Below are 25,479 nucleotides of genomic sequence, written 5' to 3' on the forward strand. Positions count from 1 at the left end.
AACAATGATGAAAAATATAAAAGGTAAAGGTGTAACTCTGGCACTGCTCATACTCTTTTCGGCTTGCAAAAAGCTTGATCTGGCGCCAGTGGACCGTTTTACGGACCTAACATACTGGACAACATCAGAAAAAGCTAAAACAGTTTTGAACACAGCTTACTCGCAGATGTTCAACAACAATTATTTCTTTTTGAATGAGGCACTGTCAGACAATGCCTACAATAGCAGGGGAGACAATGAGGGCGTGGCTTCGATAGCAGCCGGTATACATGACCCATCGCTGAGCCGTTTCAATAACGAGTGGGATAATCACTACTCAGGTATTAAAACATGTAATGTTTTTCTGGAGAATGTAGATAAGGTCACCAGTATGGATGCCGGTTTGCGTGAGCGCATGAAAGGCGAGATCCGCTTCATTCGTGCATTTCAATACTTCCAGTTGTATACATGGTTTGGTGATGTTCCACTGTTCGATAAGGATATCACGCTTGACGAAGCTAAGACCATCGGTCGTACACCAAGGGCACAGGTAGTAGAGTTTGTGCTGAAAGAACTGGATGCGGCAGCAGCTATATTACCTGTTAACACAGCTTATGCAAATGCTGATAAAGGGCGTATAACTAAGGGTGCAGCCCTGGCTCTGAAGGCGCGCGTATTGCTTTACGAAGGGCGTTGGCAAGATGTAGTAACTGCCTGCGAGCAGGTTATGTCGGGCACAAACGGCACATACAGTCTCTTCTCGTCTTACGAAGGATTGTTCTTACCGCAGAACGAGTACAATAACGAAGTGATCCTGGATCTGGGTTATGTGCCATTGCTGCGTACGTATAGCAACTTTTTTGATTATGCTCCAATATCAGTAGGCGCACGTCTGAATAACTTTGCCCCAACTCAAGAATTAGTCGATAGTTATTTGATGACCAACGGTAAGACCATCAACGAAGCTGGTTCGGGTTATGATGAGAACAACCCTTACGTAAATCGTGATCCGCGTTTGACCGCAACAGTGGTTTACCACAATTATCAGTGGAAAAAACCTGATGGCACTACGCAAACCATTTATATAAAGCCAGGATCTGATCCCAATCAAACCACAAAGTTGGATGAGTATGCACCTGGTTCAGTAGCATCTGCTACAGGTTATTATCTGCGTAAATACTACGATCCAACATCCGCGAGCAACTTTCAGTCGGGTCTGAATTTGATCCTGATACGTTACGCCGATATATTGCTGATGTATGCTGAGGCCAAAAATGAGTTAGGCCAGATGACCAGCGACGTATGGGACAGAACCGTTAGAGCTTTGAGAGCTCGTGCAGGTTTTACAGATGCCGCAGCATTGACCTACAATGCTACAGGCGGTCAGGCTGGCTTACGCAGCATTATCCGCAATGAGCGCCGTACCGAGCTGGGTATGGAAGGTTTACGCATATTCGATATCAGAAGATGGCGTACAGCTGAGACCGTGCTGAACGGTTGGGCACATGGCGCCAAATATGGACCGGCTGCAGTTGATAATGGATACATCAGGGCCAACCAGCGGGTATTTGATCCGGCAAAGCATTACCTGTGGCCTATACCAAGAGAGGAGAGGAATCTCAACCCTAACTTAACTCAAAATCCTGGATGGTAATTCACTTAAACTTTAAAAAATAAGAACATGAAAAATATTATATATAAACTGGGAATGCTGGCACTGGTGCTTACCGTATGCCTAAGTGTTGGTTGTAAAAAAGATAAAGAACTTGGCAACACCAACGTATCTGAGGTGACAAATTTTTACGGCCCCACCAACAATAAATATATCAAGCTTGATCCTTTAGCCGGAACTCAAACCTTTGAATGGGAGCAAGCACGTGCCGAAGATGGCGGCCTTGTGCTTTACGAGGTTGTATTTGACAAAGAGACCGGTGATTTTTCACAACCTCTATTTTCCTTATCATCTGATGAAAAAGGAATGAAGAATAAGCTGACCATCAGCGATGCCGACCTGAATAAGATAGCGAACATGGCTGGCATCAAATCATTAGCTACCGGTAAACTTAAATGGACGGTTTGGGCATCTAAAGGCATAAATGTAAAAAAGTCTGCCACCTCCCGTTTAATTGAAGTGGAGCGTCCGGCTGGCTTTGCTGAAGTTCCTACCGAACTATATTTGACCGGTAGCGCTACTGAAGCCGGTACCGATCTGTCAAGATCATTAAAATTCAAAAAGCTTACCGCAAGTTCATATGAGATCTACACCTCACTAAAAGCTGGTACTTATCACTTTGCAGCAGGCACCAATGCATCGGCCAAAACTTACACCAATAACGGAAGCACCTTAGTTGAAGGTGGCGATATTACCGTGACTGGCAGTACCAAGGTTTACCGCATATTAGTTGAGTTCGAAAAAACCAACACTACTTTCACCGAGATCACCTCATTGGGCTTATGGTTCTCGCCCGAAAATAAAGTATTGCATGTGCTGAATTACGCAGGTAACGGTGTCTGGACCGCAACCAACGCCTTGATTGTGTTCCGTCAGGAGACCTGGGGAAGAGATGAGCGCTATAAGTTCCGTATGAGCGTTAAGGATGCTGCTGGTACCGCAAGCAACGAGTGGTTCGGCAGTGTTAACCGCGATAATAGCCGCCCTGATGCAAATACAGCTGCCTCTTACTTTAACCTAACAAAGGTTGATGCTAATCAGTACGACAACTCATTTAAATTCAATTCGGGGGCCGATAACAAGAACGTAGACATTACGGTGAACTTTAATGCTACCACCACTTATAACCATACGATAACTGTTAAATAATTTAACCATCACTGCTGCAGGGTACGACCTGCGGCAGTGGTATTAAAACAGCATAATGATGAGATCGAATCATACAAGAACGTTCGCTATGTTGGGAGCTGTATCGCTCATGACGTTAGCAAGCTCCTGCCTTAAAGATAAAGCAGTGCCTCTGTACGACGATAAGCCCTTAGCGCCCGTGGTCTACAACTGGGCTGCAACGGCCGACTCGGTACAAGATCGTACCTATACCAGCTTTCTGGCAGCCAACGGCAAGTACTTTAAAGAGAACAATGCAGATAAAACCACTTTTCATTACTGGCCAAACGCGCACGTGTTGGATGTTTTGGTAGATGCTTACGTCCGGACCAACAATGACGTATACAAACAACGCATGCTAAGTTTGCTGAACGGTATCAAAGAAAGCAATGGCTACAAGTTCCAGAATAATTTTTATGATGATATGGAATGGCTGGCATTGTCGGCATTGCGCAGCTACGAGGTCACTAATAACAGTGCATATCTTGACGCAGTGAATGTTTTGTGGACCGATATCAAGACCGGTCGTAACAGCATTGAAGGTGGTGGTATAGGTTGGACCAAAGACCGCAACTATTTCAAAAATACACCAGCTAACGCTCCTGCTATCATATTCGCAGCCCGTTTGTACAGAGTACAAAAAAATGCTGCCGACCTTCAAATAGCCCGCGAGTTATACCAATGGCTTAAAGGTAAACTTGTCGACCCAGCCAACGGGATACTTTGGGATGGCGTTAACTACAATAACGACGGGGCCATTACAAAAAATAAATACACTTATAATCAAGGGGTATTTATCGGCGCAGGCTTGGAGCTTTACAAGACCACCAACGAAGTAGGTTTTTTAAATGACGCTATCCGTACCGCGAATGCGACCATTAAAGATCTGGAATTATCGCCTGGTGGTTTGTTAAAAGATGAGGGACAGGGCGACGGTGGCTTATTCAAAGGGATCCTGATCAGGTATCTTACTTTACTTGTACAGGAACCTGCAGTGCCTAAAAGCGATAAGGATGCCATAATTAACTTCCTGAATTTTAACGCTACCACAATGTATACGCAAGGCATAAGCCGCCCGCAATTGCTTATCAATTCCAACTGGAAAAGCAAACCGGGAGCTACCGTAGATCTGACAACTCAAATTAGCGGTCTGATGATGTTGGAAGCCGCTGCAACATTGAATAAACAAGGCCTAATCAAATAATATCAAGCCGTAAAGTAAAAGCGTCCGACATAGATCGGCGCTTTTTGCTTTTGTATAGATATCACTGTATTATAGAAAGCGATGGCGTAGTGCTTTTGTGATACTATATTCATCAGTTATCATGCATATGGTAACTTGAGCTCGGTCTGGCACTTAGTCACACATTATCCTTATTTCAATATACGGTCGAGCATTGACGTAAATAAAATTCCGTAGGATAACTCCACTTTGAATGATCAACCGTCTTAGGGTGTAACGACCAAGGAAAGTATCCCAATAGTTCGACCTGCTTTCAGCAAAAGTTCAGTATCATTTCGTTTTTAAATTATGATCAGAATCAATAGACTTATTTTTTTTGTTTTTTTACTGCTTTCATGTTCAACACTCGACGCGCAGATCGTCCCGATCAAAGCCTCGGGTATTGTCGCCAGATCGATCGCGGTGTTTACCCCAGCAGGATTCGATCGATCAGAGACACCTTCCTTGATCTTAAAGCATAAATTTCAGATCACAGCTCCGGTTCCTAAAGGCTGGAAACTAAGACCCCAATTTAGTTTGAACGATGAAAAAGCGAGTGCTGTATTCGATTTAAAAGGGGAGATAAGCTTGTATGGAGGAGGTGAAGTTACCGGCCCGTTACTGAGGAATGGGCAAAGCATTGAGCTTTGGAATACCGACAATGGGGCATATGGCACCGATAACGGAAAGCGTCTCTACCAAACTCATCCATGGGTTTTAGGGGTGCGAAAAGACGGGACAGCTTTCGGGATCATCTTTGACAGTTCTTGGAAAGCCGTATTAATTACTAATTCTGACAAGATAGAGTATAGCAGTGAAGGAGCACTATTCAAAGTGTACGTCATCGATCGACGGTCTCCACAAGAAGTATTGAAAGGGCTTGCAGAGCTTACCGGAACTATGGAGATGCCTCCTCTTTGGGCATTAGGCTATCATCAATGCCGTTTTTCTTACGGAAGCGAGGAAAAGGTCAGATCGATCGCCAGTACATTCCGCGAGAAAAAAATCCCTTGTGATGCTATTTGGATGGACATCGACTACATGGAAGGATTCCGGGTGTTCACATTCAATAAAAAGAACTTTCCTGATCCTAAAACCTTGAACGACGATCTGCATAAACAAGGTTTTAAAACAGTGTACATGATCGACCCAGGCGTTAAGGTGGATAGTGGCTATTCGGTCTATCGGTCTGGCACCGCCAACGATGTTTGGGTAAAGCAACCCAACGGGAAAGAATATCACGGTAAAGTATGGCCGGGAGATTGTGCTTTTCCTGATTTCACAATGCCCCGTACCCGCAACTGGTGGTCAGGCCTTTACAAAAACTTCATGCAGACCGGTATCGATGGAATATGGAACGACATGAATGAGCCGGCTGTGAACGATAATGAACTGCCTGCTGACCATAGGCTAGGAACGATGCCCTATACTACACCTCATCGGGGTGGCGGCGATCTTCCAGCTGGCCCACATCTGCTATATCATAATGCCTATGGCCGCTTAATGGTAGAGGCTTCAAGAGAGGGTATAATAGCTGCTGATCCGGAAAAACGACCTTTCGTATTGACAAGGGCGAACTTATTAGGCGGGCAGCGTTTTGCTGCCACATGGACCGGCGACAATTTAGCCGACCCGAGGTTCATGAAATTGTCGGTACCTATGTCTCTTACACTTGGCCTATCTGGTCAACCGTTCAGCGGACCAGATATCGGCGGATTCTTAGAAAATACCAGTGGTGAGCTATGGGCACAATGGATCGGCTTTGGCACCTTTCTTCCATTCGCTCGCGGACACGCCTGTGCCGGTACGAACGATAAAGAACCCTGGGCTTTTGGAAGTGCTATTGAAAGAACTTCGCGTATCGCCTTGGAACGTCGCTACCGGTTACTGCCATACCTTTATACCCTATTTTACAACTCGTACAAAACAGGCTTACCAGTTATGTCGCCGGTATTTTTTGATGATCCGGGAGATATGCGACTAAGAAGTGAGGATCAAGCCTTTCTATTAGGTAACAAATTGTTAGTGGTACCAGCATATGCTAAGGATCCGGCTTTGCCAAAAGGAGTTTGGGAAAACCTGTCACTTGTTGAGGGGGATCGATCCGATGCATATCAGGCAAAGCTTTTTATAAAAGGAGGGAGTATCATACCTGCAGGTAAAGTAGTTCAAAGCACCACAGAAGATCTTTTAGCTCCGTTGACACTATTTGTATGCCTTGATGCTAAAGGTAAAGCTAGCGGAGAGCTCTACTGGGATGCTGGTCAAAGCTGGGCATACAAAAAAGGCGATCACAGTTTACTTAAATTTGAAGCCATTAAAAAAGGTAAGACCGTCAAAATTATCGTGTCTTCACGCACAGGTAATTACAAAATTGAAAAAGACCTAAAAGCATTACAAGCGGTAGTGATCGATAAACGCATGACATACAGGGGCTCCGGTGATCTAAAGAACGGCATAAGCGTAGTGACGAGATAGAAAACGCGAATCATTGAATATCAACATTCTCGGACAAACACTAGTCAGAGTCGTAAGCACACGAAAGGAGCTCCAAATGCAACGTAAGTAAAGCCTCTTGAATGCAATATTTAAGGGGCTTTACTGTGCTTGATAAGCGCCCGTTTGAAACTAGGACGAAATTATATGGATCGCTGTAGATGACTTCGATAAGAGGCGATCGTCATCAAAGTTGTAATGGCAGCCATGGTCATTAAACTCAGGCATCGGTTGCTTTGTAAGTGTTTTAAAACCTATTGGAATAGTAATTGTTCCTTATAATAAACACAATTAACTTATGAGCACAAGAGGAACAAAGGTGGAAAGGAATTCGGTATCGAATCAGCCACACGAGATCAAGTATGAGGCGCATAAAGAAGGTATCAGCCAACAGGCGGTATGGAATGCTAAAAGATCAGCTGGTAATCAACGCAGCGCTATAGAGAAAAAGATCAAATGATCTTGTTATTATTTAAAGATCACTAAGCCCCGTTCACCGGGGCTTTTGTGTCTAAAAACACCAGTATGAGTAGCGCATTTGTGAAGGAAAGTGAAACAGTGCAGTTAAAATATATCGCCCCAAATAGGGCGTCATTGCTGATCTTCCTTAAAAGGGAGAACGGCGGTCCTGTGCGTGAACTGCACACTCGATTTAGTAATAAATATCAGAATGAGGTCCACGAAATGAGCGATGGCCTTGGTTACATGCTCAATGACCAAGACCAATGGCAAGTGATATTAGATTAGACAGGTTCATAAATAATTTAATATAATTGGATAGGGAGCATTGTGCCCCAAAAGATCTTGAGGTCGTTCGTTGCAACATGGTTCAGCGCATGCACTTATGTAGCAAGTAACAGGATTAATCGGACTTGACTATGACGCTTTGGAAATAGTTCCTATTAAGGCAGGGAAGAGGTATTGCCTGCCATAAGCGTTGGTCATTATAATAGCGATAGCCAATGCCAGAACTTTTAAACCGACATGAACTGACTTGATACATCTTTTAGTTTAAAGATTATTGTAATGAAGAAGCCAAAGCAGCCCTTGCCCAATATAAAGGGCAAATAGGTTTTTCTTACGTTGCGCCTTAAAATGTTGACTATAAGCGTTCTGATCAACATCAATAAGCAGCTCGAAGCTATTAGACAGCCACAGATCTGTCTTTGCTGACGGTTACGAGAGGTAGATGACTATCCAACAAGCTATGTAGGAATTTTTGAGTTCCAAAGAACACATTTTGATGAAATTTTTGAAACCAAATATTGTTGCCTGTCAATGCGTTTTAGCACTTTGGGGAATGAAACATTTGATGTGCTCATAAAGTTGTATCATTAAGATGAACACTAAACAACACTCGTTTTTGTATAGAAACGGCTTAACGCTTTTCTTTCTGGGGCTTTTTATAATAACGCTGATCGCGCAGATACTTACCGGGTGGAAAGAGCATGACCAGGAGATATTGGAAAAAGGCGGCAGCAAATTATCATTGAGTGCTTATTTGCATAGTGGGCACTTCATTTCGGCAACATTCGAGAACTTCCAAAGTGAGTTCTTGCAAATGGGAATGTATGTATTACTCACTGTAGGCTTACGCCAGATCGGTTCAGCCGAATCTAAAAGCCTGGACGAAGAAGAGGATGTGGACCGCGAGCCAATACCCGGTCCTAACGCGCCAGCGCCTGTTAATAAGGGTGGTATATGGCTTAAATTATATAATCATTCACTATCCATATGCTTTTTCTTGTTATTCTTTGTCAGTTGGGGTTTGCATCTGTATGGTAGTTGGTTGGATCATAATGATCAGCAGATACTCATGCACCGCCCGCCTGATAGTGTGATCAAATTTTTAGGCGATCCCACCTTTTGGTTCGAGACATTCCAAAACTGGCAAAGTGAATTTATCTCTATCGTATCTATCGTATTCCTGACGATCTACCTACGTCAAAAGGGTTCACCTGAATCAAAACCTGTCGACGCACCTCATATGGAGACCGGCAAATGAAGAATTTAAAGACCTTTTCACTGAAGTTGGCTATCATAACGGCATTCCTAATGCTTTTTGCAGATCTGTCTTATGCTCAGGATAGCACAAGGCGGTCGTATCATTTATTCAACCCGATACCCAGATCATTGGAACGCGAAGAGATGGAAACCGACCGGCCCAATGTGACCGAAACCCCGCACACGGTAGATGCAGGCCATATTCAATACGAGACCGACCTTCTCCGGCATCAGCGCCAGAACACTGGTGAAAGCCGCGAGCGTCGTTGGCTCTACAACCAAGGCGACCTCAAATTTGGATTGCTGAAAAATACCTCCTTACATGTGATGTTTCAAACGTTCAATAGTGAGCGCAGCATTGCAACCCAGAGCAAGGAAGTTGAACGTGGTTCAGGTTTTGGTGACATTACTCTGCGTATCAAACAAAGTTTACTGGGTAATTACGAAGGCAACTTTAGCATCGCACTTATGCCATACCTTAAATTGCCCACTAACCGTTTTTCTGACAACCAAAGATATGAGTGGGGAGGCATGGTGCCCATGCTTTTACAATTACCAAATGATTGGAAAATAGGCATGCAACTCGAGGGCGACTACCTGAAAGATGATAACGAGCAGGCACGCCATGGAGAGTTTTTGCAATCGTTGGTGATAAGCCATGTGCTCTTCAAAAAACTTGAGATATTTGGCGAGACCTTTTACACTTATAATTTTAAAGACCACCACCTAAGCAATTTTATAGACGCAGCCCTGGAATTTGAGATCACGCCCGACGTTAAAATAGATGCCGGCTTGAATTACGGTTTACAACGAACCGCTCAAAAAGAATACTTTTTGGGATTTGCATTTCGATATTAGACACATCGCAACGCGTACTAAGTAGATCATCACAGCAGTGATTTCAAACCTGCCCGGTTTAAATAACCGTATTAATGTCAATGTTCTAGGGTAGTCCTCACTTGGATAAGATTACCCGTAGGTGCTCAATCAAGTGTTCAGAAACTTGGCTTTAATAAGAGCACTTGGGCGTCGTTAATAAGAAAACCCTTAAATATGCTGTTTAAGGGTTTTCGATGAATAAGTGATCAACTGTCGGTGATCCCATCAGGATTCGAACCTGAGACCTACTGCTTAGAAGGCAGTTGCTCTATCCAGCTGAGCTATGGGACCTGCTATATTTTGCGGTTGCAAATATGCAGTATTTCGATGGTAAGTACAAGCGCTGTAGAGCGAATATTTTGGCTCCGTGTTTAACGCGCTTCTTTATCTTTGTTTCTTAGTGCATTTTATGAACATCACGGTCAGTCAAATTTATATTTATCCGGTCAAATCATTAGGTGCTATCGCGTTGCAAGAGGCCGAATTAACCAGCCGTGGCTTAAAATACGACCGTCGCTGGATGCTGATCGATGAGGAGCATCGATTCCTTTCACAACGTAAATATCCTCAAATGGCCTTATTCCATTTGAGCGTAACCGATATAGGCATTCTAGTGAAGCACTCACCGACGAACGATTCGATCATCATCCCTTTTGAACCCCTCGATGATGAACGGGTCGAAGTTCAGGTTTGGGATGACACGTGTATCGGCACTTACGTAAGTACCCTTCTGGATGATTGGTTCACTAACAGGCTTGATCTGAAGTGTAGGCTTATATATGTCCGATGGCAGTTTAAGGTCTGTAGATGAGCGCTACGCGGGCCAAGGACATATCACTTCGTTCGCTGATGGCTATCCTATGTTGCTTACAAGTGAAGCCTCACTTCATGACCTCAACTCAAGACTGGCTGAACCGATAGAGATGCTCCGGTTTCGACCTAATGTGGTCGTTACATGAACCGAGCCTTATTTTGAGGACCGAATGCGCAACTTTGAGCTCTCAGGTATCAGGTTGAGCGGTGTAAAGCCTTGTGCCCGATGCGTGATGATCGGTGTCGACCCGAGAACGGCAGCTTCAGGGCCTGAGCCGTTGCGTACCCTTGCAAGGTACCGCCGTATCAAGAACAAGATACTCTTCGGACAAAATCTAATACACCACGGCAAAGGTGTGATCAGGGTAGGAGATACCATTAAAGTAAGTGAACTGTTACCGCCACTTGTATTTGATTTTTAATGCCAATCGCTAACATCCTACTTCGTTTATAATATATTTCTAAGGTTCACAAAAAAACAAGGAAGTTGTTAGATGGTTATAGGGGTATGTCAAAAGCTTTTGAGATAGATATTCCAATGAAGGACCGTCCTATGGCGGTCATGATCAAACAACGTGAAGAAGCCGAAACTGCTAACGTTTTCGATATTTACTATTGCGACGAACTTTGTGGTTGCATTTTCAAGAACGAAAACAATGTATGGATCTATGAGCCTCATGCCCATGCCGCACTGTTACTCGACGACGGACAGATACAACATTTAGGCAAAGGGATCGCTGACCAGGCGTACAACAGCTAAGCTTGAATTATCAAGCTGATGTCATACTCATGGCTTAACGAACTGAACTGGGTTCGTTTGCGTATCTTTTATTGATGAAGAACTTAAAAGCCATAATATTGACCATAACTTGCCTCATAGTTTGGCAAGCCAGCACCTTTGCGCAAAGCAAAAAGAACAGTACAGAAAAAGCCACCTTTGGAATGGGGTGCTTCTGGTGTACAGAAGCTATATTCCAACGACTAAAGGGTGTCACTAAGGTCGAGTCGGGTTACTCAGGAGGTAAGGTGATCAACCCAAGCTATGAGGACGTGAGCAGCGGATTAACCGGCCATGCCGAAGTGATCCAATTAACCTTTGACCCATCAGTGATCAGTTACAAGGATCTGCTAGAGGTGTTCTGGAAAATGCATGACCCCACCACATTGAATAAACAAGGGGCTGATGAAGGTACTCAGTATCGCTCGGTGATATTTTATCACACCGCGGAGCAAAAAGCGCTGGCGAGCGCTTACAAGGCCGAATTGAACAAACAAAAGGTTTATCCGAACCCGATAGTCACTGCCATTGAGCCATACAAGAACTTTTATGTGGCTGAAGACTATCATCAGAATTATTATAAGCTAAATAGTAGCAAGCCCTATTGCCGGTTGGTGATCCAGCCAAAGGTGGATAAACTTGAAAAAGTATTTAAACAAAAACTTAAGCCTTGATATAGGAAGGTTATAATGCGAACGGCCGTGCTGAGATCAATATGCACGGCCGCTCTTAGCACTATTGCGACGACCTATTTTTAGCTTTGCATATTTACATACGAGATGATACAGAATGAGACGGAACGGCTGGGCGCTGTTGATAGGTTCATGCAATTAGATGCCGGGATCAAAAAGGACCTGAAAGATCTTGTAGAACTGGTTGCCAGGATATGCGATGTACCTATAGCCATCATCAGTATCATTGACGACAAGACCCAATGGTTTAAGGCGTCCGTAGGTGTGGGCAATATGAGCAGCAATGATAGGCATCTCTCCATGTGTCAGGAAACTATCAAGCAGGAGGATGTCTTGGAGGTGTATGATGCCACGCAGGACCTACGCTTTGCCCAACTCCCAGCGGTTGTTGGCCAACCTCAAGTACGTTTTTATGCTGGCGCGCCATTAGTCACTTATGATGGGCATCCAGTAGGGACTTTATGTGTGATAGACACCAAGCCATTGCGATTGACCGAACTCCAACGAGATACTATCAAGATATTTACCAAGCAGATACAAAATTTGTTGGAACTCAATTGGAGTACACAAACACTTCTGCAACAAAATACTAACAATAGCATACAAGAAAAGCTGATCGAAGAGACCGAGATCAAGCTGAAAGCAGTATTTGATAGCTCGAAGGATATACACATATTAGTGGGTCAGGATATGCAGGTGTTGGCGTACAATCGATCAGCACAAAATTACATACAGCAACTTTATGGCAGATCGATCTCTTTGGGTTCCCATCTGCTCAACATTATCGACCCGGCGGTATTCAATAATGTGGCCGATCATGTAAAGAATGCCTACAATGGAATGTCATCAAGTGTTGAGTGGTTATCACAGGAGCCAGGCGCAGATCCATGTTGGCTGGAAGTGAGTTTTGAACCGGTGAATAACAACCACGGTCGTTACATTGGAGTAGCCATCAACGCTACCGATATCACGGCACATAAAGTGAACGCCCAACAGATCAGCTTGCAGAACGAAGCATTACAACGGATAGCTACCATACAATCGCATGAGCTGCGCCGTCCGGTAGCATCTATAATGGGATTGATGGAGGTTATGAAACTTGACGAGAATTATGTGGCCAATAGCTATCATCCCATGATGGAAGCTACGATCAATGAATTGGACAGCAAGATCAGGGGTATCGTCCGTGAATCAGAGCAGACCATCAGCAATACTGTAGAAAGGTCAACAAGGCTTAATTAACCCAGCGGTCTTGTCAGAAAGAGCCAGCTCTGCTGAATACCTTATCGAGGTCATCTACCTCAAACCGGTAATTCAAAAAACTCGGTACGTTCACACTTTCCACGATCTTCCATTCTTCTAACTCGTTAATAAATTGAGGTGCCGGTAAGCGCGCATGCTCAGTTGCTTGTGTGTAAAAGATCTGCTTTTGTGGATGATGTGGCGCACAGGCATTGAAGATGTGGCCAAAGGCATCATGTGCTATAATGGCTATTACAACACCGATACAGTCTATCAGATGTATCAAATTCACGGGCGCCTTTCCATTAGGTATATTCGTCTTGCCAGCAAAAAATCTTCCCGGATGCCTCCCAGGACCGATAAGTCCGCCAAAACGAAGAATCGTTGTTTGAGTGATCGGCAAATTCTGAAGGATAATTTCAGCGAATAGTAAAGCCTGGATAGATGGTGTTGCCGGGTCGATAGGGGTGTCCTCATTGACTGTGCTACAATTGTCTAGGTAAACACCTGTCGAGCTGATATAGATGACCTTTGGTATCGCATGTGCTTTGACCAGGTCGCTCAAACGCTGCATTTTTTTTATATGATCGTTGGGGTCTCCGCTACGCAATTTAGGTGGAAAGGCCACGACCAGCATATCACATTCAAAAAAGGAGTCATCTACGGTCGTGATCTCGCTTGATAGGTCGATCACATAAGGTTCGATGCCAGCGTCCCTGAGTTCGGCCAGGCGCTCGGTGGATGTAGTGGAACCCTTTACGTGGTGTCCGTCTTTTATAAGTGTTCGTGCCAGAGGCATGCCGAACCAGCCGCAACCTAATATACTGATCATGTCGCAAATTTAGTCGTTTAGATCCATCATGTGCCCGATCAAGACATTCATGGCTCGAAATTAGATGAATGTACAAAGTGAAGAAAATTTTATTTTTTGGCGACAGCCTCACTGCCGGCTACGGACTGCGTGATCCACGGACCACATCCTTACCCGCGCTCATACAGCAACGTATCGATATTGATAAGCTGCCTTACCAGGTAATTAATGCCGGGCAAAGTGGCGATACCACTTCGGGTGGTTTGTTGCGGATCGATGGCTATCTTGATCAGGCGATAGACGTGTTAGTACTTGAATTGGGAGCTAATGATATCTTACGCGGTATACCACCGCAAACCACATCGACCAACTTACAGGCTATCATCAATAAGGTCAGAAGCAGGCATCCAAACGTGAAGATGTTGCTGTTAGGAATGGAGCTTCCGGGATGGATACCTGGCGCTTTTGCTGGTGCGTTTCGCTCAGTGTTCGCGCAAGTGGCAATGAAGAATGATATGGCTTTTGTACCTTTTATGCTTGAGGGGGTTGCCGGTATCAGGCATTTGAATCTGCCCGACGGTCTGCACCCCACGGCCGACGGGTATAAGATAATTGCTGATAGGGTCTGGCCAGTGCTGGCCACACTGCTTGGCCATCAATAAACATTCAATTTAACACTTCATTATTTAGGGGATAATAATAGCTTTGCTGCCATAGTATATCATCGTAACTATTCCTATGTCAGAAACACCCCCGCAAGACTCGATCACGTTACCAAAAGTGATATTTGGTACCAGTGGGTTGGGTAATTTATATGTGGCCCTGCCGCACGAAGAGAAGCGTGCCATCGTTAAAGCTTACATCGAAAGCAGCCCTAAACCGGCAGTATTCGATTCGGCTGGCAAGTATGGCGCAGGTCAGGCGTTAGAATCATTAGGAAAGTGTCTTGAAGATCTGAACGTTGACCCCGCCGATGTACTGATCAGCAATAAACTGGCCTGGGTAAGGAGTGAACTTATCACGCCCGAACCCACTTTCGAGCCGGGTGTCTGGAAAGACCTGAAGTTCGACGCCGTTCAAAAGATCAGCTACGAGGGCATTATGGAATGCTATGAACAGGGTAACGAATTGCTCGGCAAATATCATTCGCAATATGTATCGGTGCATGACCCAGACGAATACTGGGCAGCAGCCACTGATAACACCGATCGCGAGAAACGTTACCAGGATGTTCTGGATGCTTATCGCGCGTTGACCGAATTAAAGACGCAGGGCAAGGCTCAGGCGGTAGGCGTAGGAGCAAAAGATTGGCGCAGTATTCAACGTATAGACCAGGACGTTAAACTCGACTGGGTGATGATCGCCAACAGCATGACCGTGCACAGCCATCCTGACGATCTGCTTGCTTTTATGCGTAAACTGCGCGACCAAGGCACGGTGGTCATCAACTCGGCGGTGTTCAATGGCGGATTTTTGACCGGCGGCGATTATTATAACTACCACCTGATCGATAAAGAAAGCGCCGACGGACAGGCACTTTACACTTGGCGTGAACGCTTTTACGACGTTTGCAAAACGCATAGTGTTGAGCCAGCAGCAGCATGTTTACAGTTCGGCTTAGCGGCACCGGGTGTTAAAAGCGTAGCGCTGAGCACTTCAAATCCAAAACGCATACCGCATAACATTGCGCTGGTAGATGCACACATACCCGAACAATTTTGGCAAGATCTGCTCGACCAGCACTTAATAACCGAGCAAGGTTACGAGTTGGTGAAAAAGTGACCCATTTAGGTTACGTGTAACCGTTCATATGTTCGATATTTAACAATACAATATATCCTCCAATGAAATTGATAAGATTTGGCCAACCGGGTCAGGAGCGCCCAGGGGTTTTGATCAATGATAAACGTTATGATGTTTCAGGTTTCATTCCTGATTTCAATGAATCCTTTTTTGAGACCGACGGTCTGGAAAAGCTAAAAGCTGTTGTTGAAGAACATGGTACCAACCTGCCAGAAGTTGCTGAGGACGAGCGTGTAGGTTGCCCGGTGGCGCGTCCATCTAAATTGCTTTGCATAGGCTTGAACTATGCTGACCACGCCAAGGAGACCGGTGCGCCATTGCCACCGGAGCCGGTGATCTTCATGAAAAGTACTACCGCGGTGGTTGGTCCTTTCGACGATGTCATCATTCCTAAAAACTCGGTAAAAACTGACTGGGAAGTAGAATTAGCAGTAGTGATCGGCAAAAAGGCAAGCTATGTCGACGAAGCCGACGCCGCTGATCATATAGCAGGTTACATGCTGCACAATGATATATCTGAGCGTGAGTTTCAGTTGGAGCGCAATGGAACGTGGGATAAAGGCAAGGGGTGCGATACTTTTGCACCGCTTGGCCCGTTCATGGCCACTCCGGATGAAGTAGCCGACCCTGATGCGCTTCGCCTGTGGTTAAATGTGAATGGCAAAAAGATGCAGGATGGCAACACCTCAAATTTCATCTTTAACGTGCCTTTTGTTATTTCGTACGTGAGCCAGTTCATGACCTTGTTACCGGGCGATATCATTTCTACCGGTACACCTGCAGGTGTAGGTTTGGGCTTTAACCCTCCTGTATACTTAAAACCAGGCGATGTGATGGAATTAGGCATCGATGGGCTGGGCACTCAAAAGCAAACCACCGTAGCTTACGGCGCTTGATCAGCAATATTGAAATTGAAAAAGCCCTGCTCACTTACATAGCGAAGCAGGGCTTTTTATTTGGCTATGACCATTGTTCGGAAATATCACTTATCGGTACAACTATATATACTAAGCTACCGTATAACAGTTTATGGTATGATATAGATCTTTGTGTGTAAATAATGTATTTTAGCCATCATATTGCCGCATTTTAATATTTGCCAAGCAACCAAAGTTCACAACTGAAAGCCGACCTGTTAGTATATATATGACAAGTACCGATAAGCGCTTAAGCATCGTTTATGCATGCGATAATAATTTTGCCCCGTTACTGGCGGCATCCATCAGATCGCTTGAGCTCAATTCTCCTGGTTCACAAAAAGATATTTACATCATTGATGATGGCATCAGTGCATCGAGTCGTAAAAAACTGATTGATTCGGTAACTAGTAAAGAGATCGAGTTAAAGTTCGTGCTGGTGAAAGATGTGGTAGGCAAGATCAAGATCCCTTACTTCAACAATGCCGCGCTCCCGGTCACCACGTTCTTCAGGTTATTCGTTCATACTTTTATTCCTGAGGGTACTGAGCGGGTGCTATACCTTGATTCTGATATGATCGTGCTTGGCAATGTAAAAGAGCTATGGGAGATCGACCTTGGCAACAACATCATTGGTGCAGTACAGGATCCTGGTATCAAAACGCTCGGCTGTGAATGGGGTGGAGGGGTACGCAACTGGAAGGAACTCGGTTACCAAAGTGAGGACAAATACCTGAATGCGGGTCTGTTATTGATCGACCTCAAAAAGTGGAACGAGTTCGATGTATGTAACAAAGCTTTAGATGCTGCGGTAAAACATCAGAAATATATCGTATACGGCGATCAGTACTGCTTAAATGCGGTATTGGCCAATCGCTGGCTACCATTGGACCCTGAATGGAATCACTTAGTGGATAATGATAAACCAGGTGCCAAGCTGCTTCATTACATCGGCAACAAACCGATCTATACCAACTATACTTACAGCCAAAAATATCGCGACATCTTTTTTGAGTACCTCAATGGTACGGCCTGGAAAAATCTCAAACCTGTAGGAGCATTTACCCGCAGGATGCGCATGATCAAACGTTTTATCAGAAAGATAACCGGTTAAACAAGATCATGGCTAAGCATCACTTTGACCGCGTAACACTGCTGATCACCCACTACAACCGTAGCAGGTCGTTAGAGCACTTATTGAAACGCTGCATCGAGGAAGAGCTATCGTTTGAAGAGGTAGTTATTTCTGATGATGGCAGCAAGCCCGAGCATTTGGAATATGTGAAAGGGCTGAAAGAAACTTACAGTTTTCGATTGGTGACCACTCCGCAGAACAAAGGGCTGGGTAATAACATCAACAAAGGTCAGGATGCGGTCACTACGCCCTATACGCTTTACGTACAAGAAGACTTTGAACCTACAGCCGACTTCGCGCCTAACTTTGTTAATGCGGTGAAGTTGATGGATACCGAGAGCTGGGATTTGATCCGGTTCTACACCTTTCCGTGGGCTCCATTTCCTTACCTGCGCAACTATAAGTATGGTTATGCGGAGATGCTTTATAAGCCTGACCTGTGGCATCTCAACCACCTGAAATTTAGGTTGTACAGCGATCACCCTCATCTACGGCGCACCAACTTTTTCGACAAGTTCGGCCGTTACCTTGAAGGGCAGCGGGGCGATCCCACCGAATACAACATGTGTATGCAGTTCATCCTGAAAGGGGGCAAGGCGCTGATGTTCCAGGGACCAGACCTTTTTCTGCACGAGGCTGGTGGTATCGAACCCAATACCATGGTGCGCAGCAAATGGAAGTTAAGCAACTCAGCGCTGATCAGGCTGATGCGTTTCATGTACCTGAAAGGCAAGGTGATCAACAGCACTATTAAATTAAATAAACTGAAATAAGATAACCATCCCATAGGTGGTCGTCACGTAGCCCCGATCCATGTTCGCCAAGCTGAAACCGATCCTGCAAAAGTTGAAGAACCCTCACATCGTTAACCTGATAGGTAATGCGGTGATGTCTGTGTTGAATACTTTACAGGTGGCCGTGTTGCTCAACTATTTGCCCATGGATAAGATGGGTATATGGTTCTTTTTCCAGGCCACCATTGGTTTGATCGATACCTTTAGGGCTGGATTGATAACCACGGCATTTATCACGTCATACGCCGGAACAACTAAAGAACGTGCTGCTGAGGTGGCAGGTTCTGCGTGGTTCTTATCCACATTGATCACACTTGTATTTGTGCTGGTGAACGTCGTCTATCTGGTGATCCCATATCATGTACCTGACATGGGCACCGACCTGTTCATCCGTTGGTTCGGTCTGGTGTTCATCATCACTTTACCGTCGTTCATTGCCAGCTGCGTAGCCCAGGCTGAGGCGCGTTTTGATAGGTTATTGTATATCAGGTCTGTCAGCACAGGGTTGTCGATCGCCATTGTGCTAACACTCATCCTTACCAATAACATTAGCCTCATGACGGTGGTATACGGTGGCTTTGTGGCGGGTGGTGCTACCAGTTTAATGACCATTCTGCTTGGCTGGTCACGCATCGATACCTTTTTTAAGAAAAGCATTCCAACTGTAAATGCGTTGTTCAATTTTGGAAAGTACAGTGTAGGGACAGCCTTAGGAAGCAGCATGTTCCGCAACTCTGATACGTACATCATTAAGTATATGCTGGGTGACGCTGCCGTTGCGGTATACAACCTAGGCCTGCGCTTAATGGAACTGGTGGAGATACCTCTACGCAGTTTTGCTGCTACCATTATGCCTCCGTTATCTGCTGCTCATAATCAGAACAACAAATACCATGTGATATATCTGCTCAAAAAGTATTCAGGTTTGCTTACTTTCCTGCTGTTGCCAGTGGTAGTGGGCTCGCTATGCTTTGCCGAGATTGCTATCTGGATAGTGGATAAAAAATACCTAAGTACCGAGGCTGCCAACGTATTGCGGGTATTCATGACCTTTGCCTTATTATACCCGGTAGAACGTTTTATGGCTTTGGCCCTGGATGCCACCAACCAGCCACAAGTGAACGCGGTGAAGCTTATATTCATGCTGGCTGCCAACGTGATCGGCGACTTTCTAGGCGTATGGATATTTGGCAATGTGTACGGCGTAGCCTTTGCAACAATACTACCGGTGCTCACTGGTATGGTGATCAGCTACAACTGGCTGCAGCGGTATGAAAAGTTCACCCTGCGTGATGTATACAAGATCGGCTGGCTCGAGACCACCTGGCTTCTTAAAGACACCTGGGCCATGATACGGAAGAAGAAACAGAAGGTAGCATAGCCCGTTTTTTCCGTACTTTTTCTTTACGCGAAATCATGTCAGACAGGGTGAGATTGATCACCTAAAATAAATTCTACAAAATCTATAGACTTTATAAATTATTATTCTATATTTGTCTCAGTTCACGAACGTTCTTTGTTATACTTATCCAGAAAGACCGAGGGAAGGGCCCGATGACGTCTTGGCAACCTATACCGGCTATATGCTGGGTAAAAGGTGCTAATTCCTGCTCCTGATCATAAAGGAGAAAGATAAGCCAACAAGTAGACCCGTACTTGTGATATCACGCTGCGCAACACCCGCATTCTTTTTGGTATAAGTTGATGAAGATGATCAAACAATTAACATCAATATCAAAAGCCATGAGAATTTATCTTGACAACGCCGCGACCACTCCCTTAGATAAAGAAGTATTTGACGCCATGACCCCGTACCTGCTTGACCACTACGGCAACCCGTCGTCGCATCATGAGCAGGGTAGGCGCGCGCGTCATGCCATTGAGGAATGCCGAAACACCATTGCTGGTCTATTGAATGCATTGCCCGAAGAGATCATTTTTACCTCAGGAGGCACCGAGGCTGATAATACCGCTATACTTTCTGCCGTGCATGCGGCCGGTATCGGTCATGTGATCACCACCCGTTTTGAGCATCATGCGGTGTTGCATACCCTGCGCGACTTACAGACCAAAGGCTTGATCAAAATAAGCTTTATTGATAATGATGCGCACGGGAACCTTGACCTGCAACACCTGGAACAACTATTGGCAAGTAACACCCGGAGTTTGGTATCAGTTATGCATGCCAATAACGAGATCGGCAACCTAAACGATATCGAATATATAGGCCAGCTATGCGAACGTTACGATGCTCTGTTCCATACAGATACCGTGCAAACGGTAGGGCACTACCGCCACGACCTGCAAAAACTTAAGGTCCATTTCCTGGCTGCTTCGGCTCACAAATTTCATGGGCCTAAAGGCGTAGGATTTCTATACTGCCGTAAAGGGACACCACTGATACAATTGATACATGGGGGAGGTCAGGAGAAGAAACTAAGAGCCGGCACCGAGAATATACATGGCATAGTAGGGCTTACTACTGCCTTACAGATCGCCTATGCAGAGATAGATGAGCATCAGGCTTACATACAGCAGCTGAAAGATCACTTTATCAAAAGACTGCTTAATGAGGTACCCGAAGTCAGCTTTAATGGTAACTCTGCCCATGCTGATAAGAGCTTGTATACCGTATTAAATGTTGGACTGCCTGCATTGGAGTATAGTAGCCTGCTCCGATGTTTGGACGAGCAGGGCATCTCCGTATCAGGCGGTAGCGCTTGTTCTACCGGTTCTTCTTCACATGTGTTGCAGGCCATCAACACGTCGGCACATAAAGACAACGTGCGCTTCTCATTCAGTAAATTCAATACCATTGCCGAAATTGACAGTGTGATCACCATATTGTCGAACATTTATCAAACCTTAGCAGCATAACCAATATTAACCTATTACATCATTATTAAACAATAAAGACCATGAGTTTAAGATTAGGCGATAAAGCCCCCAATTTTAAGGCACAGACCTCGCAAGGCGAGATAGATTTTTACGAATTTTTAGGCGACAGCTGGGGAGTATTGTTCTCGCACCCGGCCGATTATACACCGGTTTGTACCACGGAGCTTGGCCGCACAGCCGCTTTGAAAGATGAGTTCGAGAAACGTAACGTAAAAGTGGCTGCATTAAGCGTAGATTCGGTAGAATCGCATCATGGCTGGATCAGTGATATCAACGAGACCCAAGATGTGGAAGTGAACTTTCCCATTATTGCCGATGAGAACCGTGAGATAGCCGAAGCGTATGATATGATACACCCTAACGCGTCACTGACCGCTACCGTGCGTTCATTATTCATTATCGCGCCCGACAAGACCATCAAACTGATCATTACCTACCCTGCATCTACTGGCCGTAATTTTCAGGAGATACTGCGTGTGATCGATTCCCTGCAATTGACCGCCAACTATAGCGTGGCTACGCCAGCCGACTGGAAAGAAGGAGAGGACGTGGTGATCACTCCAGCCGTTAAGGACGAAGAGATCGAGAGCCGTTTCCCTAAAGGACATACTCGTGTTAAGCCTTACCTGCGTTTAACGCCGCAGCCGAACAAATAACACCATCGGTATTCATAGCAAAAGGCCTCTTGTATGTCAAGAGGCCTTTTGCAATTTTAGATCATGGCGAAGAATTTTAATTTAAAAGCCGAAGACATCAAAGACCTTATTCCTCGCATGGGCGGATGCATGGCTACTGATAAGATCACCGTTGATGGCTTAAAGGTAAATTATATGTATCGCGAAACGCCGGACAACGAGATAGATAGTGGTTGGCGTTTCCTCTCCGGCACTGAGGATCAGGAATATCTCGATAACGCCGAGAACACGATGGTGTATGATGTCAATACGATAGCTAATTACGATCCGGCTATCATTCCGTACCTCCATCTACCTTATCCGGTCGAACTGGAGCGAGCAGGTGCGGGCGACCACTTCGATATTGTCACGCAATGAACCTGGAAGTCGAAAGCTATACTATTGATCAACTTTCAATTCGTCAACGAATATGTAGCTCTGGTTGCCTTTACTTTCATGCCATGCTGGTAATTGGCCATATTGCTTAGCAACAACTTTGATATAACGTGCGCGACCGTTGATAGAAGCTGTGAAGGTCTGTGTTTGCGAAGCAAGGCTCTCTATCCCAACTTTAGTGGCCACAGTAGCAACGGTTTTAAAATTCTTGCCATCGTCGGATAACTGATATTCCACCTGCTTAGGGAAAACTATCCAGGCACCGGTATCCTGAAGCGTACCCAGGCTGATGTGTTTGATCGGCTTTACCTGCCCCATGTCTACAACCACTTCAAGATCTTTACCCTGAAAGCCCTGCCAATAGTTGCCCATACGCCAGTTTGCGGTGCCTTCTGCGCCATCCACCAAAGCATCGTCACCCGATGCGGCATAATTAGGCAGGTATTTGCTCAGTTGCGTGATCTTTAAGTTGGAATTGAAGAGGGTAAAAGTTCCTGAGTTCACAAAGCTGGTCTTGCCCTCTTTGATCGCTATCGCTCTAACAGTGGTCGTACCGGTAAAGGTCAACGGTCTTAGATAAACATTAGATGATGCGTTGGGTATGCTGCCATCCAATGTGTAATAGATCTTTGCTTGCGGATCTGCACAGTTCATGGCTACATTGATCTGCTGTTTGAAGGTCCGACCAGTAGTAATAAACGCCGGGTTGGGTACGATCAATTGTTCACTGATCTTTGATGTTGGCCGTTCCAGGTCCTGCACGAACAGCTGATTAGGCAAACGCCCGGTGAACACATCAAATTCGCCGCCATCTGCAATGTCCTTGTAGTCGATAAATAGCTTATTATAAGGCTTTTTAGCCAGGTTCATACCCTGCAGGTAAGTGTTATTCAAGCCAACGGAAGCTCCCGAATTGGTAACGACGAACTTCTTGCCGTTCTCGAGCGTTACAGTCGCTTTATCAAATTGCGGCAAGCCGATCATAAATTGTTGCTGACCCGGCGCTATATTGTAAAGGCCCAAAGCACTCATAACATACCATGCAGACATCTGCCCACAATCTTCATTTCCGGCCAATCCATCCGGTTTAGCACTGTATTGAGTTCTAAATATTTCGTTCAAACGCATCTGCGTTTTCTCGGGGTTGGCGGTAAAGTTGTACAGATAGGCCATGTGATGACTTGGCTCATTGCCATGCGCGTATTGACCGATCAGTCCGGTAATGTCGGCTTGTTCACGGCCACTCAGCTTATCGGTAGTGGTGAACAATTCATCCAACTTAGCCTCGAACTTTTCGCGGCCACCTAAGCTGTTCATCAGTCCTTCTACATCCTGCGGAACAAAGAAGCTATAGTGCCAGGCATTTCCTTCTGTGTAATTATTGTTGACCTCAGTAGGATAGAACGGCGTATACCAACTACCGTTTACCCGCGCCTGCATGAACCCATTTTGCTCATTGAAAACGTTCTTCCAATACTGCGCCCGCTTACTATAAGTATCATGGTCCTCATTGCGGCCCATCATTTTGGCCATTTGAGCAATGCAGTAATCATCATAGGCATATTCCAGGGTTTTTGATACTGACTCTGATTCGGTATCGCCGAGCACCAAGCCGTTCGTGCGATAGGCGGTAAGTCCAAATTGATCACGGTTGACTGAGGCTTTCATAGCTTCCAGCACTTTACCGGCATCAAAATCGCGTATGCCTTTGCTGTATGCATCAGCGATCACTGGTATGGCATGATTCCCGATCATGCACCAGGTCTCGTTAGAGGCCAATGGCCATACCGGAAGTGTGCTAGCCTGCTCATACATTGCTAGAAACGTTTTGATAAAGTCTAGCGTCCGCTTTTTGTCGATGAGTGTCAACAGCGGGTGTTCGGCCCTAAAGGTATCCCAAAGCGAGAACACCGTGTAGTAGTTGAATCCTTGAGCATTATGTACCTTGCCGTCAAGTCCACGGTATTGGCCGTCAATATCGCTGTATACGTTTGGAGCCATCATGCAGTGGTACAGCGAAGTATAAAAAATGGTCTGCTTGTTCTTTGCATGGTCAACTGCGGGAGCGGCCCTAGGTCGGGACCGTTGTGCGTATGGGTAACCACCATTGTTGGTGTTGACCGGCTGTTGGTTCGACTGTGGTCCGCCGCCTTCCACTATGATCTTATTCAGTTCAGTGTTCCAGGCTGCTTTAGCTTGCTTAACGGTCTGTTTGAAATCAAAGTCATTCAGATCAGCATCCAAATTTTTTAAAGCTCCATCAGCACTTACTGATGATATGCCTACCTTAACCAACACTTCATTAGGGTCATTGAATTGCACGTACATCTTGATATTCTTTCCCTCAAGCTTTTGCTTTCCAGGCTGGGCTATTTCGTCAGAGGCTATGCTATAGGTGCTGAAAGGTTTAGAGAATTTGGCGTAAAAATATACGTACTGGTCCTTTGCCCACGAGGAGGACCGTCGCATTCCGCGTATCTCATGGTCATTGACCACCTCTATCCACGAGTCCAGCACCTTGTCTCGATGTTTCAGGTCGATCACAATATTCGCCTTATCCGTATAGGGGAACGTATATCGGTGTAGTCCAGCACGCAAGGTTGCTGTCAGTTCTGCCTTAATATGGTATTTGTCCAGGTAGGTCTTGTAATAGCCGGGCGATGCCTCTTCATTAGCCTTTTTGAATCCTGAGCGGTATTCCGAATTATTCAAACGTGGAACACCGGTGGTCGGCATAAAAAGTATATCACAGTAGTCTGGAACACCTGTGCCGCTCAGGTGGGTATGTGAAAAGCCGTACACCGTAGTATCGCTATAATGATAACCCGAGCAGCCGTCCCAACCTTCCAAGCGGGTATCAGGGCTTAACTGTACCATTCCAAATGGCAAGGTAGCGCCAGGAAAGGTATGTCCATGGCCACCCGTACCGATAAATGGATCCACCAACGGCGTGAGATTTTTCTTCTTTTGCGCGTTAGCGCTAATAAAAGAAGCTGATAATAAAATAGATAAAGAGAAAGAACTGACCTTTTTGAACAGGTGGATAGACATACCGGCGTTATACTTGGTTACAACGCCAAAATAGTCAGTTTAAAATTACTTTACAA

At 45.3% G+C, this 25,479-nt stretch carries 22 protein-coding genes, 1 tRNA gene, 1 pseudogene and 1 riboswitch; of the genes and pseudogenes, 21 read left to right on the plus strand and 3 right to left on the minus strand.

Annotation, left to right across the window (positions count from 1 at the left end):
- Window positions 1-4: 4 nt before the first annotated feature.
- From LLH06_RS09445 to LLH06_RS09475, 7 genes are all read left to right on the plus strand, one after another.
- The gene (locus LLH06_RS09445; protein WP_228173120.1) at window positions 5-1,633 is read left to right on the plus strand and encodes a RagB/SusD family nutrient uptake outer membrane protein; all 1,629 of its coding nucleotides are present in this window, start codon (window positions 5-7) and stop codon (window positions 1,631-1,633) included.
- A 27-nt stretch (window positions 1,634-1,660) separates the two neighbouring features.
- A complete protein-coding gene (locus tag LLH06_RS09450) occupies window positions 1,661-2,800 on the plus strand; it encodes a SusE domain-containing protein (protein WP_228173121.1) in 1,140 nt (379 codons plus the stop codon).
- A gap of 55 nt (window positions 2,801-2,855) precedes the next feature.
- Window positions 2,856-4,022: a glycoside hydrolase family 76 protein gene (locus tag LLH06_RS09455; RefSeq protein ID WP_228173122.1), complete on the plus strand. Its 1,167-nt coding sequence runs from the start codon at window positions 2,856-2,858 to the stop codon at window positions 4,020-4,022.
- Between the two features lie 327 nt (window positions 4,023-4,349).
- Window positions 4,350-6,518, plus strand: coding sequence for a TIM-barrel domain-containing protein (locus LLH06_RS09460; RefSeq protein ID WP_228173123.1), 2,169 nt, complete (start codon window positions 4,350-4,352; stop codon window positions 6,516-6,518).
- Between the two features lie 316 nt (window positions 6,519-6,834).
- On the plus strand, window positions 6,835-6,996 hold the full coding sequence (locus LLH06_RS09465) for a DUF3606 domain-containing protein (protein WP_228173124.1): 162 nt from the start codon (window positions 6,835-6,837) through the stop codon (window positions 6,994-6,996).
- A gap of 879 nt (window positions 6,997-7,875) precedes the next feature.
- Window positions 7,876-8,541: a DUF6766 family protein gene (locus tag LLH06_RS09470; RefSeq protein WP_228173125.1), complete on the plus strand. Its 666-nt coding sequence runs from the start codon at window positions 7,876-7,878 to the stop codon at window positions 8,539-8,541.
- Window positions 8,538-9,398: a transporter gene (locus LLH06_RS09475; protein ID WP_228173126.1), complete on the plus strand. Its 861-nt coding sequence runs from the start codon at window positions 8,538-8,540 to the stop codon at window positions 9,396-9,398. Before LLH06_RS09470 ends, LLH06_RS09475 begins: the two co-directional genes overlap by 4 nt.
- A 238-nt stretch (window positions 9,399-9,636) precedes the next feature.
- Here LLH06_RS09475 and LLH06_RS09480 read toward each other — a convergent pair.
- Window positions 9,637-9,710 (minus strand) — tRNA-Arg (locus LLH06_RS09480).
- Window positions 9,711-9,828: 118 nt separating this feature from the next.
- Here LLH06_RS09480 and LLH06_RS09485 point away from each other — a divergent pair.
- The 5 genes and pseudogenes from LLH06_RS09485 (at window position 9,829) to LLH06_RS09505 (ending at window position 12,944) form a co-directional block, all read left to right on the plus strand.
- Complete coding sequence (locus LLH06_RS09485) at window positions 9,829-10,230, plus strand: MOSC N-terminal beta barrel domain-containing protein (protein ID WP_228173127.1); 402 nt, start codon at window positions 9,829-9,831, stop codon at window positions 10,228-10,230.
- Window positions 10,231-10,279: 49 nt separating this feature from the next.
- A pseudogene (locus LLH06_RS09490) lies at window positions 10,280-10,654 on the plus strand (MOSC domain-containing protein).
- Window positions 10,655-10,740: 86 nt separating this feature from the next.
- Window positions 10,741-10,992, plus strand: a complete 252-nt coding sequence (locus LLH06_RS09495) for a hypothetical protein (protein ID WP_228173128.1) — start codon at window positions 10,741-10,743, stop codon at window positions 10,990-10,992.
- A gap of 74 nt (window positions 10,993-11,066) precedes the next feature.
- A complete protein-coding gene (gene msrA, locus LLH06_RS09500) occupies window positions 11,067-11,684 on the plus strand; it encodes a peptide-methionine (S)-S-oxide reductase MsrA (protein ID WP_228173129.1) in 618 nt (205 codons plus the stop codon).
- A 105-nt stretch (window positions 11,685-11,789) separates the two neighbouring features.
- Window positions 11,790-12,944: a GAF domain-containing protein gene (locus tag LLH06_RS09505; RefSeq protein WP_228173130.1), complete on the plus strand. Its 1,155-nt coding sequence runs from the start codon at window positions 11,790-11,792 to the stop codon at window positions 12,942-12,944.
- A 13-nt stretch (window positions 12,945-12,957) separates the two neighbouring features.
- Here LLH06_RS09505 and LLH06_RS09510 read toward each other — a convergent pair whose 3' ends face one another.
- Window positions 12,958-13,776, minus strand: coding sequence for an SDR family oxidoreductase (locus LLH06_RS09510; RefSeq protein ID WP_228173131.1), 819 nt, complete (start codon window positions 13,774-13,776; stop codon window positions 12,958-12,960).
- A 77-nt stretch (window positions 13,777-13,853) separates the two neighbouring features.
- Between LLH06_RS09510 and LLH06_RS09515 the strand changes: the two genes are divergently transcribed.
- From LLH06_RS09515 to LLH06_RS09555, 9 genes are all read left to right on the plus strand, one after another.
- On the plus strand, window positions 13,854-14,417 hold the full coding sequence (locus LLH06_RS09515; RefSeq protein WP_394800322.1) for an arylesterase: 564 nt from the start codon (window positions 13,854-13,856) through the stop codon (window positions 14,415-14,417).
- A gap of 76 nt (window positions 14,418-14,493) precedes the next feature.
- A complete protein-coding gene (locus LLH06_RS09520; protein WP_228173133.1) occupies window positions 14,494-15,537 on the plus strand; it encodes an aldo/keto reductase in 1,044 nt (347 codons plus the stop codon).
- A 62-nt stretch (window positions 15,538-15,599) separates the two neighbouring features.
- Window positions 15,600-16,454 (plus strand): fumarylacetoacetate hydrolase family protein, encoded by an 855-nt coding sequence (locus tag LLH06_RS09525; protein ID WP_228173134.1) that lies wholly within the window; start codon window positions 15,600-15,602, stop codon window positions 16,452-16,454.
- A gap of 250 nt (window positions 16,455-16,704) precedes the next feature.
- A complete protein-coding gene (locus LLH06_RS09530; RefSeq protein WP_228173135.1) occupies window positions 16,705-17,589 on the plus strand; it encodes a glycosyltransferase family 8 protein in 885 nt (294 codons plus the stop codon).
- A gap of 8 nt (window positions 17,590-17,597) precedes the next feature.
- A complete protein-coding gene (locus LLH06_RS09535; protein ID WP_228173136.1) occupies window positions 17,598-18,383 on the plus strand; it encodes a glycosyltransferase in 786 nt (261 codons plus the stop codon).
- A gap of 40 nt (window positions 18,384-18,423) precedes the next feature.
- Window positions 18,424-19,785 carry a lipopolysaccharide biosynthesis protein gene (locus LLH06_RS09540; RefSeq protein ID WP_228173137.1) on the plus strand — a complete coding sequence of 454 codons (1,362 nt, stop codon included), beginning with the start codon at window positions 18,424-18,426 and terminating at the stop codon, window positions 19,783-19,785.
- A gap of 141 nt (window positions 19,786-19,926) precedes the next feature.
- Window positions 19,927-20,043: riboswitch (SAM riboswitch) on the plus strand.
- 104 nt (window positions 20,044-20,147) lie between these two features.
- Window positions 20,148-21,281 carry a cysteine desulfurase family protein gene (locus LLH06_RS09545; protein WP_228173138.1) on the plus strand — a complete coding sequence of 378 codons (1,134 nt, stop codon included), beginning with the start codon at window positions 20,148-20,150 and terminating at the stop codon, window positions 21,279-21,281.
- Between the two features lie 41 nt (window positions 21,282-21,322).
- Window positions 21,323-21,958 (plus strand): peroxiredoxin, encoded by a 636-nt coding sequence (locus tag LLH06_RS09550; RefSeq protein WP_228173139.1) that lies wholly within the window; start codon window positions 21,323-21,325, stop codon window positions 21,956-21,958.
- Between the two features lie 63 nt (window positions 21,959-22,021).
- On the plus strand, window positions 22,022-22,354 hold the full coding sequence (locus tag LLH06_RS09555; protein ID WP_228173140.1) for a DUF2185 domain-containing protein: 333 nt from the start codon (window positions 22,022-22,024) through the stop codon (window positions 22,352-22,354).
- 21 nt (window positions 22,355-22,375) lie between these two features.
- Here the strand turns inward: LLH06_RS09555 and LLH06_RS09560 are convergent, their stop codons facing one another.
- Entirely contained in the window at window positions 22,376-25,423 is a 3,048-nt protein-coding gene (locus tag LLH06_RS09560; protein ID WP_228173141.1) for a GH92 family glycosyl hydrolase, read from the minus strand.
- Window positions 25,424-25,479: the final 56 nt, after the last annotated feature.

Origin of the sequence: Mucilaginibacter daejeonensis (genome assembly GCF_020783335.1) — a bacterium.
Classification (GTDB): Bacteria; Bacteroidota; Bacteroidia; order Sphingobacteriales; family Sphingobacteriaceae; genus Mucilaginibacter; species Mucilaginibacter daejeonensis.

Bases quoted from the DNA above. Each gene is read 5' to 3' on its own strand.
- LLH06_RS09460 (WP_228173123.1), top strand. From the start codon at position 4,350: ATGATCAGAATCAATAGACTTATTTTTTTTGTTTTTTTACTGCTTTCA.
- LLH06_RS09470 (WP_228173125.1), top strand. From the start codon at position 7,876: ATGAACACTAAACAACACTCGTTTTTGTATAGAAACGGCTTAACGCTT.
- LLH06_RS09550 (WP_228173139.1), top strand. From the start codon at position 21,323: ATGAGTTTAAGATTAGGCGATAAAGCCCCCAATTTTAAGGCACAGACC.
- LLH06_RS09510 (WP_228173131.1), bottom strand. From the start codon at position 13,776: ATGATCAGTATATTAGGTTGCGGCTGGTTCGGCATGCCTCTGGCACGA.
- LLH06_RS09495 (WP_228173128.1), top strand. From the start codon at position 10,741: ATGTCAAAAGCTTTTGAGATAGATATTCCAATGAAGGACCGTCCTATG.
- LLH06_RS09465 (WP_228173124.1), top strand. From the start codon at position 6,835: ATGAGCACAAGAGGAACAAAGGTGGAAAGGAATTCGGTATCGAATCAG.
- LLH06_RS09475 (WP_228173126.1), top strand. From the start codon at position 8,538: ATGAAGAATTTAAAGACCTTTTCACTGAAGTTGGCTATCATAACGGCA.
- LLH06_RS09525 (WP_228173134.1), top strand. From the start codon at position 15,600: ATGAAATTGATAAGATTTGGCCAACCGGGTCAGGAGCGCCCAGGGGTT.
- LLH06_RS09455 (WP_228173122.1), top strand. From the start codon at position 2,856: ATGATGAGATCGAATCATACAAGAACGTTCGCTATGTTGGGAGCTGTA.
- LLH06_RS09555 (WP_228173140.1), top strand. From the start codon at position 22,022: ATGGCGAAGAATTTTAATTTAAAAGCCGAAGACATCAAAGACCTTATT.
- LLH06_RS09540 (WP_228173137.1), top strand. From the start codon at position 18,424: ATGTTCGCCAAGCTGAAACCGATCCTGCAAAAGTTGAAGAACCCTCAC.
- LLH06_RS09520 (WP_228173133.1), top strand. From the start codon at position 14,494: ATGTCAGAAACACCCCCGCAAGACTCGATCACGTTACCAAAAGTGATA.
- LLH06_RS09545 (WP_228173138.1), top strand. From the start codon at position 20,148: ATGAGAATTTATCTTGACAACGCCGCGACCACTCCCTTAGATAAAGAA.
- LLH06_RS09505 (WP_228173130.1), top strand. From the start codon at position 11,790: ATGATACAGAATGAGACGGAACGGCTGGGCGCTGTTGATAGGTTCATG.
- LLH06_RS09450 (WP_228173121.1), top strand. From the start codon at position 1,661: ATGAAAAATATTATATATAAACTGGGAATGCTGGCACTGGTGCTTACC.
- LLH06_RS09485 (WP_228173127.1), top strand. From the start codon at position 9,829: ATGAACATCACGGTCAGTCAAATTTATATTTATCCGGTCAAATCATTA.
- LLH06_RS09535 (WP_228173136.1), top strand. From the start codon at position 17,598: ATGGCTAAGCATCACTTTGACCGCGTAACACTGCTGATCACCCACTAC.
- msrA (WP_228173129.1), top strand. From the start codon at position 11,067: ATGAAGAACTTAAAAGCCATAATATTGACCATAACTTGCCTCATAGTT.
- LLH06_RS09560 (WP_228173141.1), bottom strand. From the start codon at position 25,423: ATGTCTATCCACCTGTTCAAAAAGGTCAGTTCTTTCTCTTTATCTATT.
- LLH06_RS09445 (WP_228173120.1), top strand. From the start codon at position 5: ATGATGAAAAATATAAAAGGTAAAGGTGTAACTCTGGCACTGCTCATA.
- LLH06_RS09530 (WP_228173135.1), top strand. From the start codon at position 16,705: ATGACAAGTACCGATAAGCGCTTAAGCATCGTTTATGCATGCGATAAT.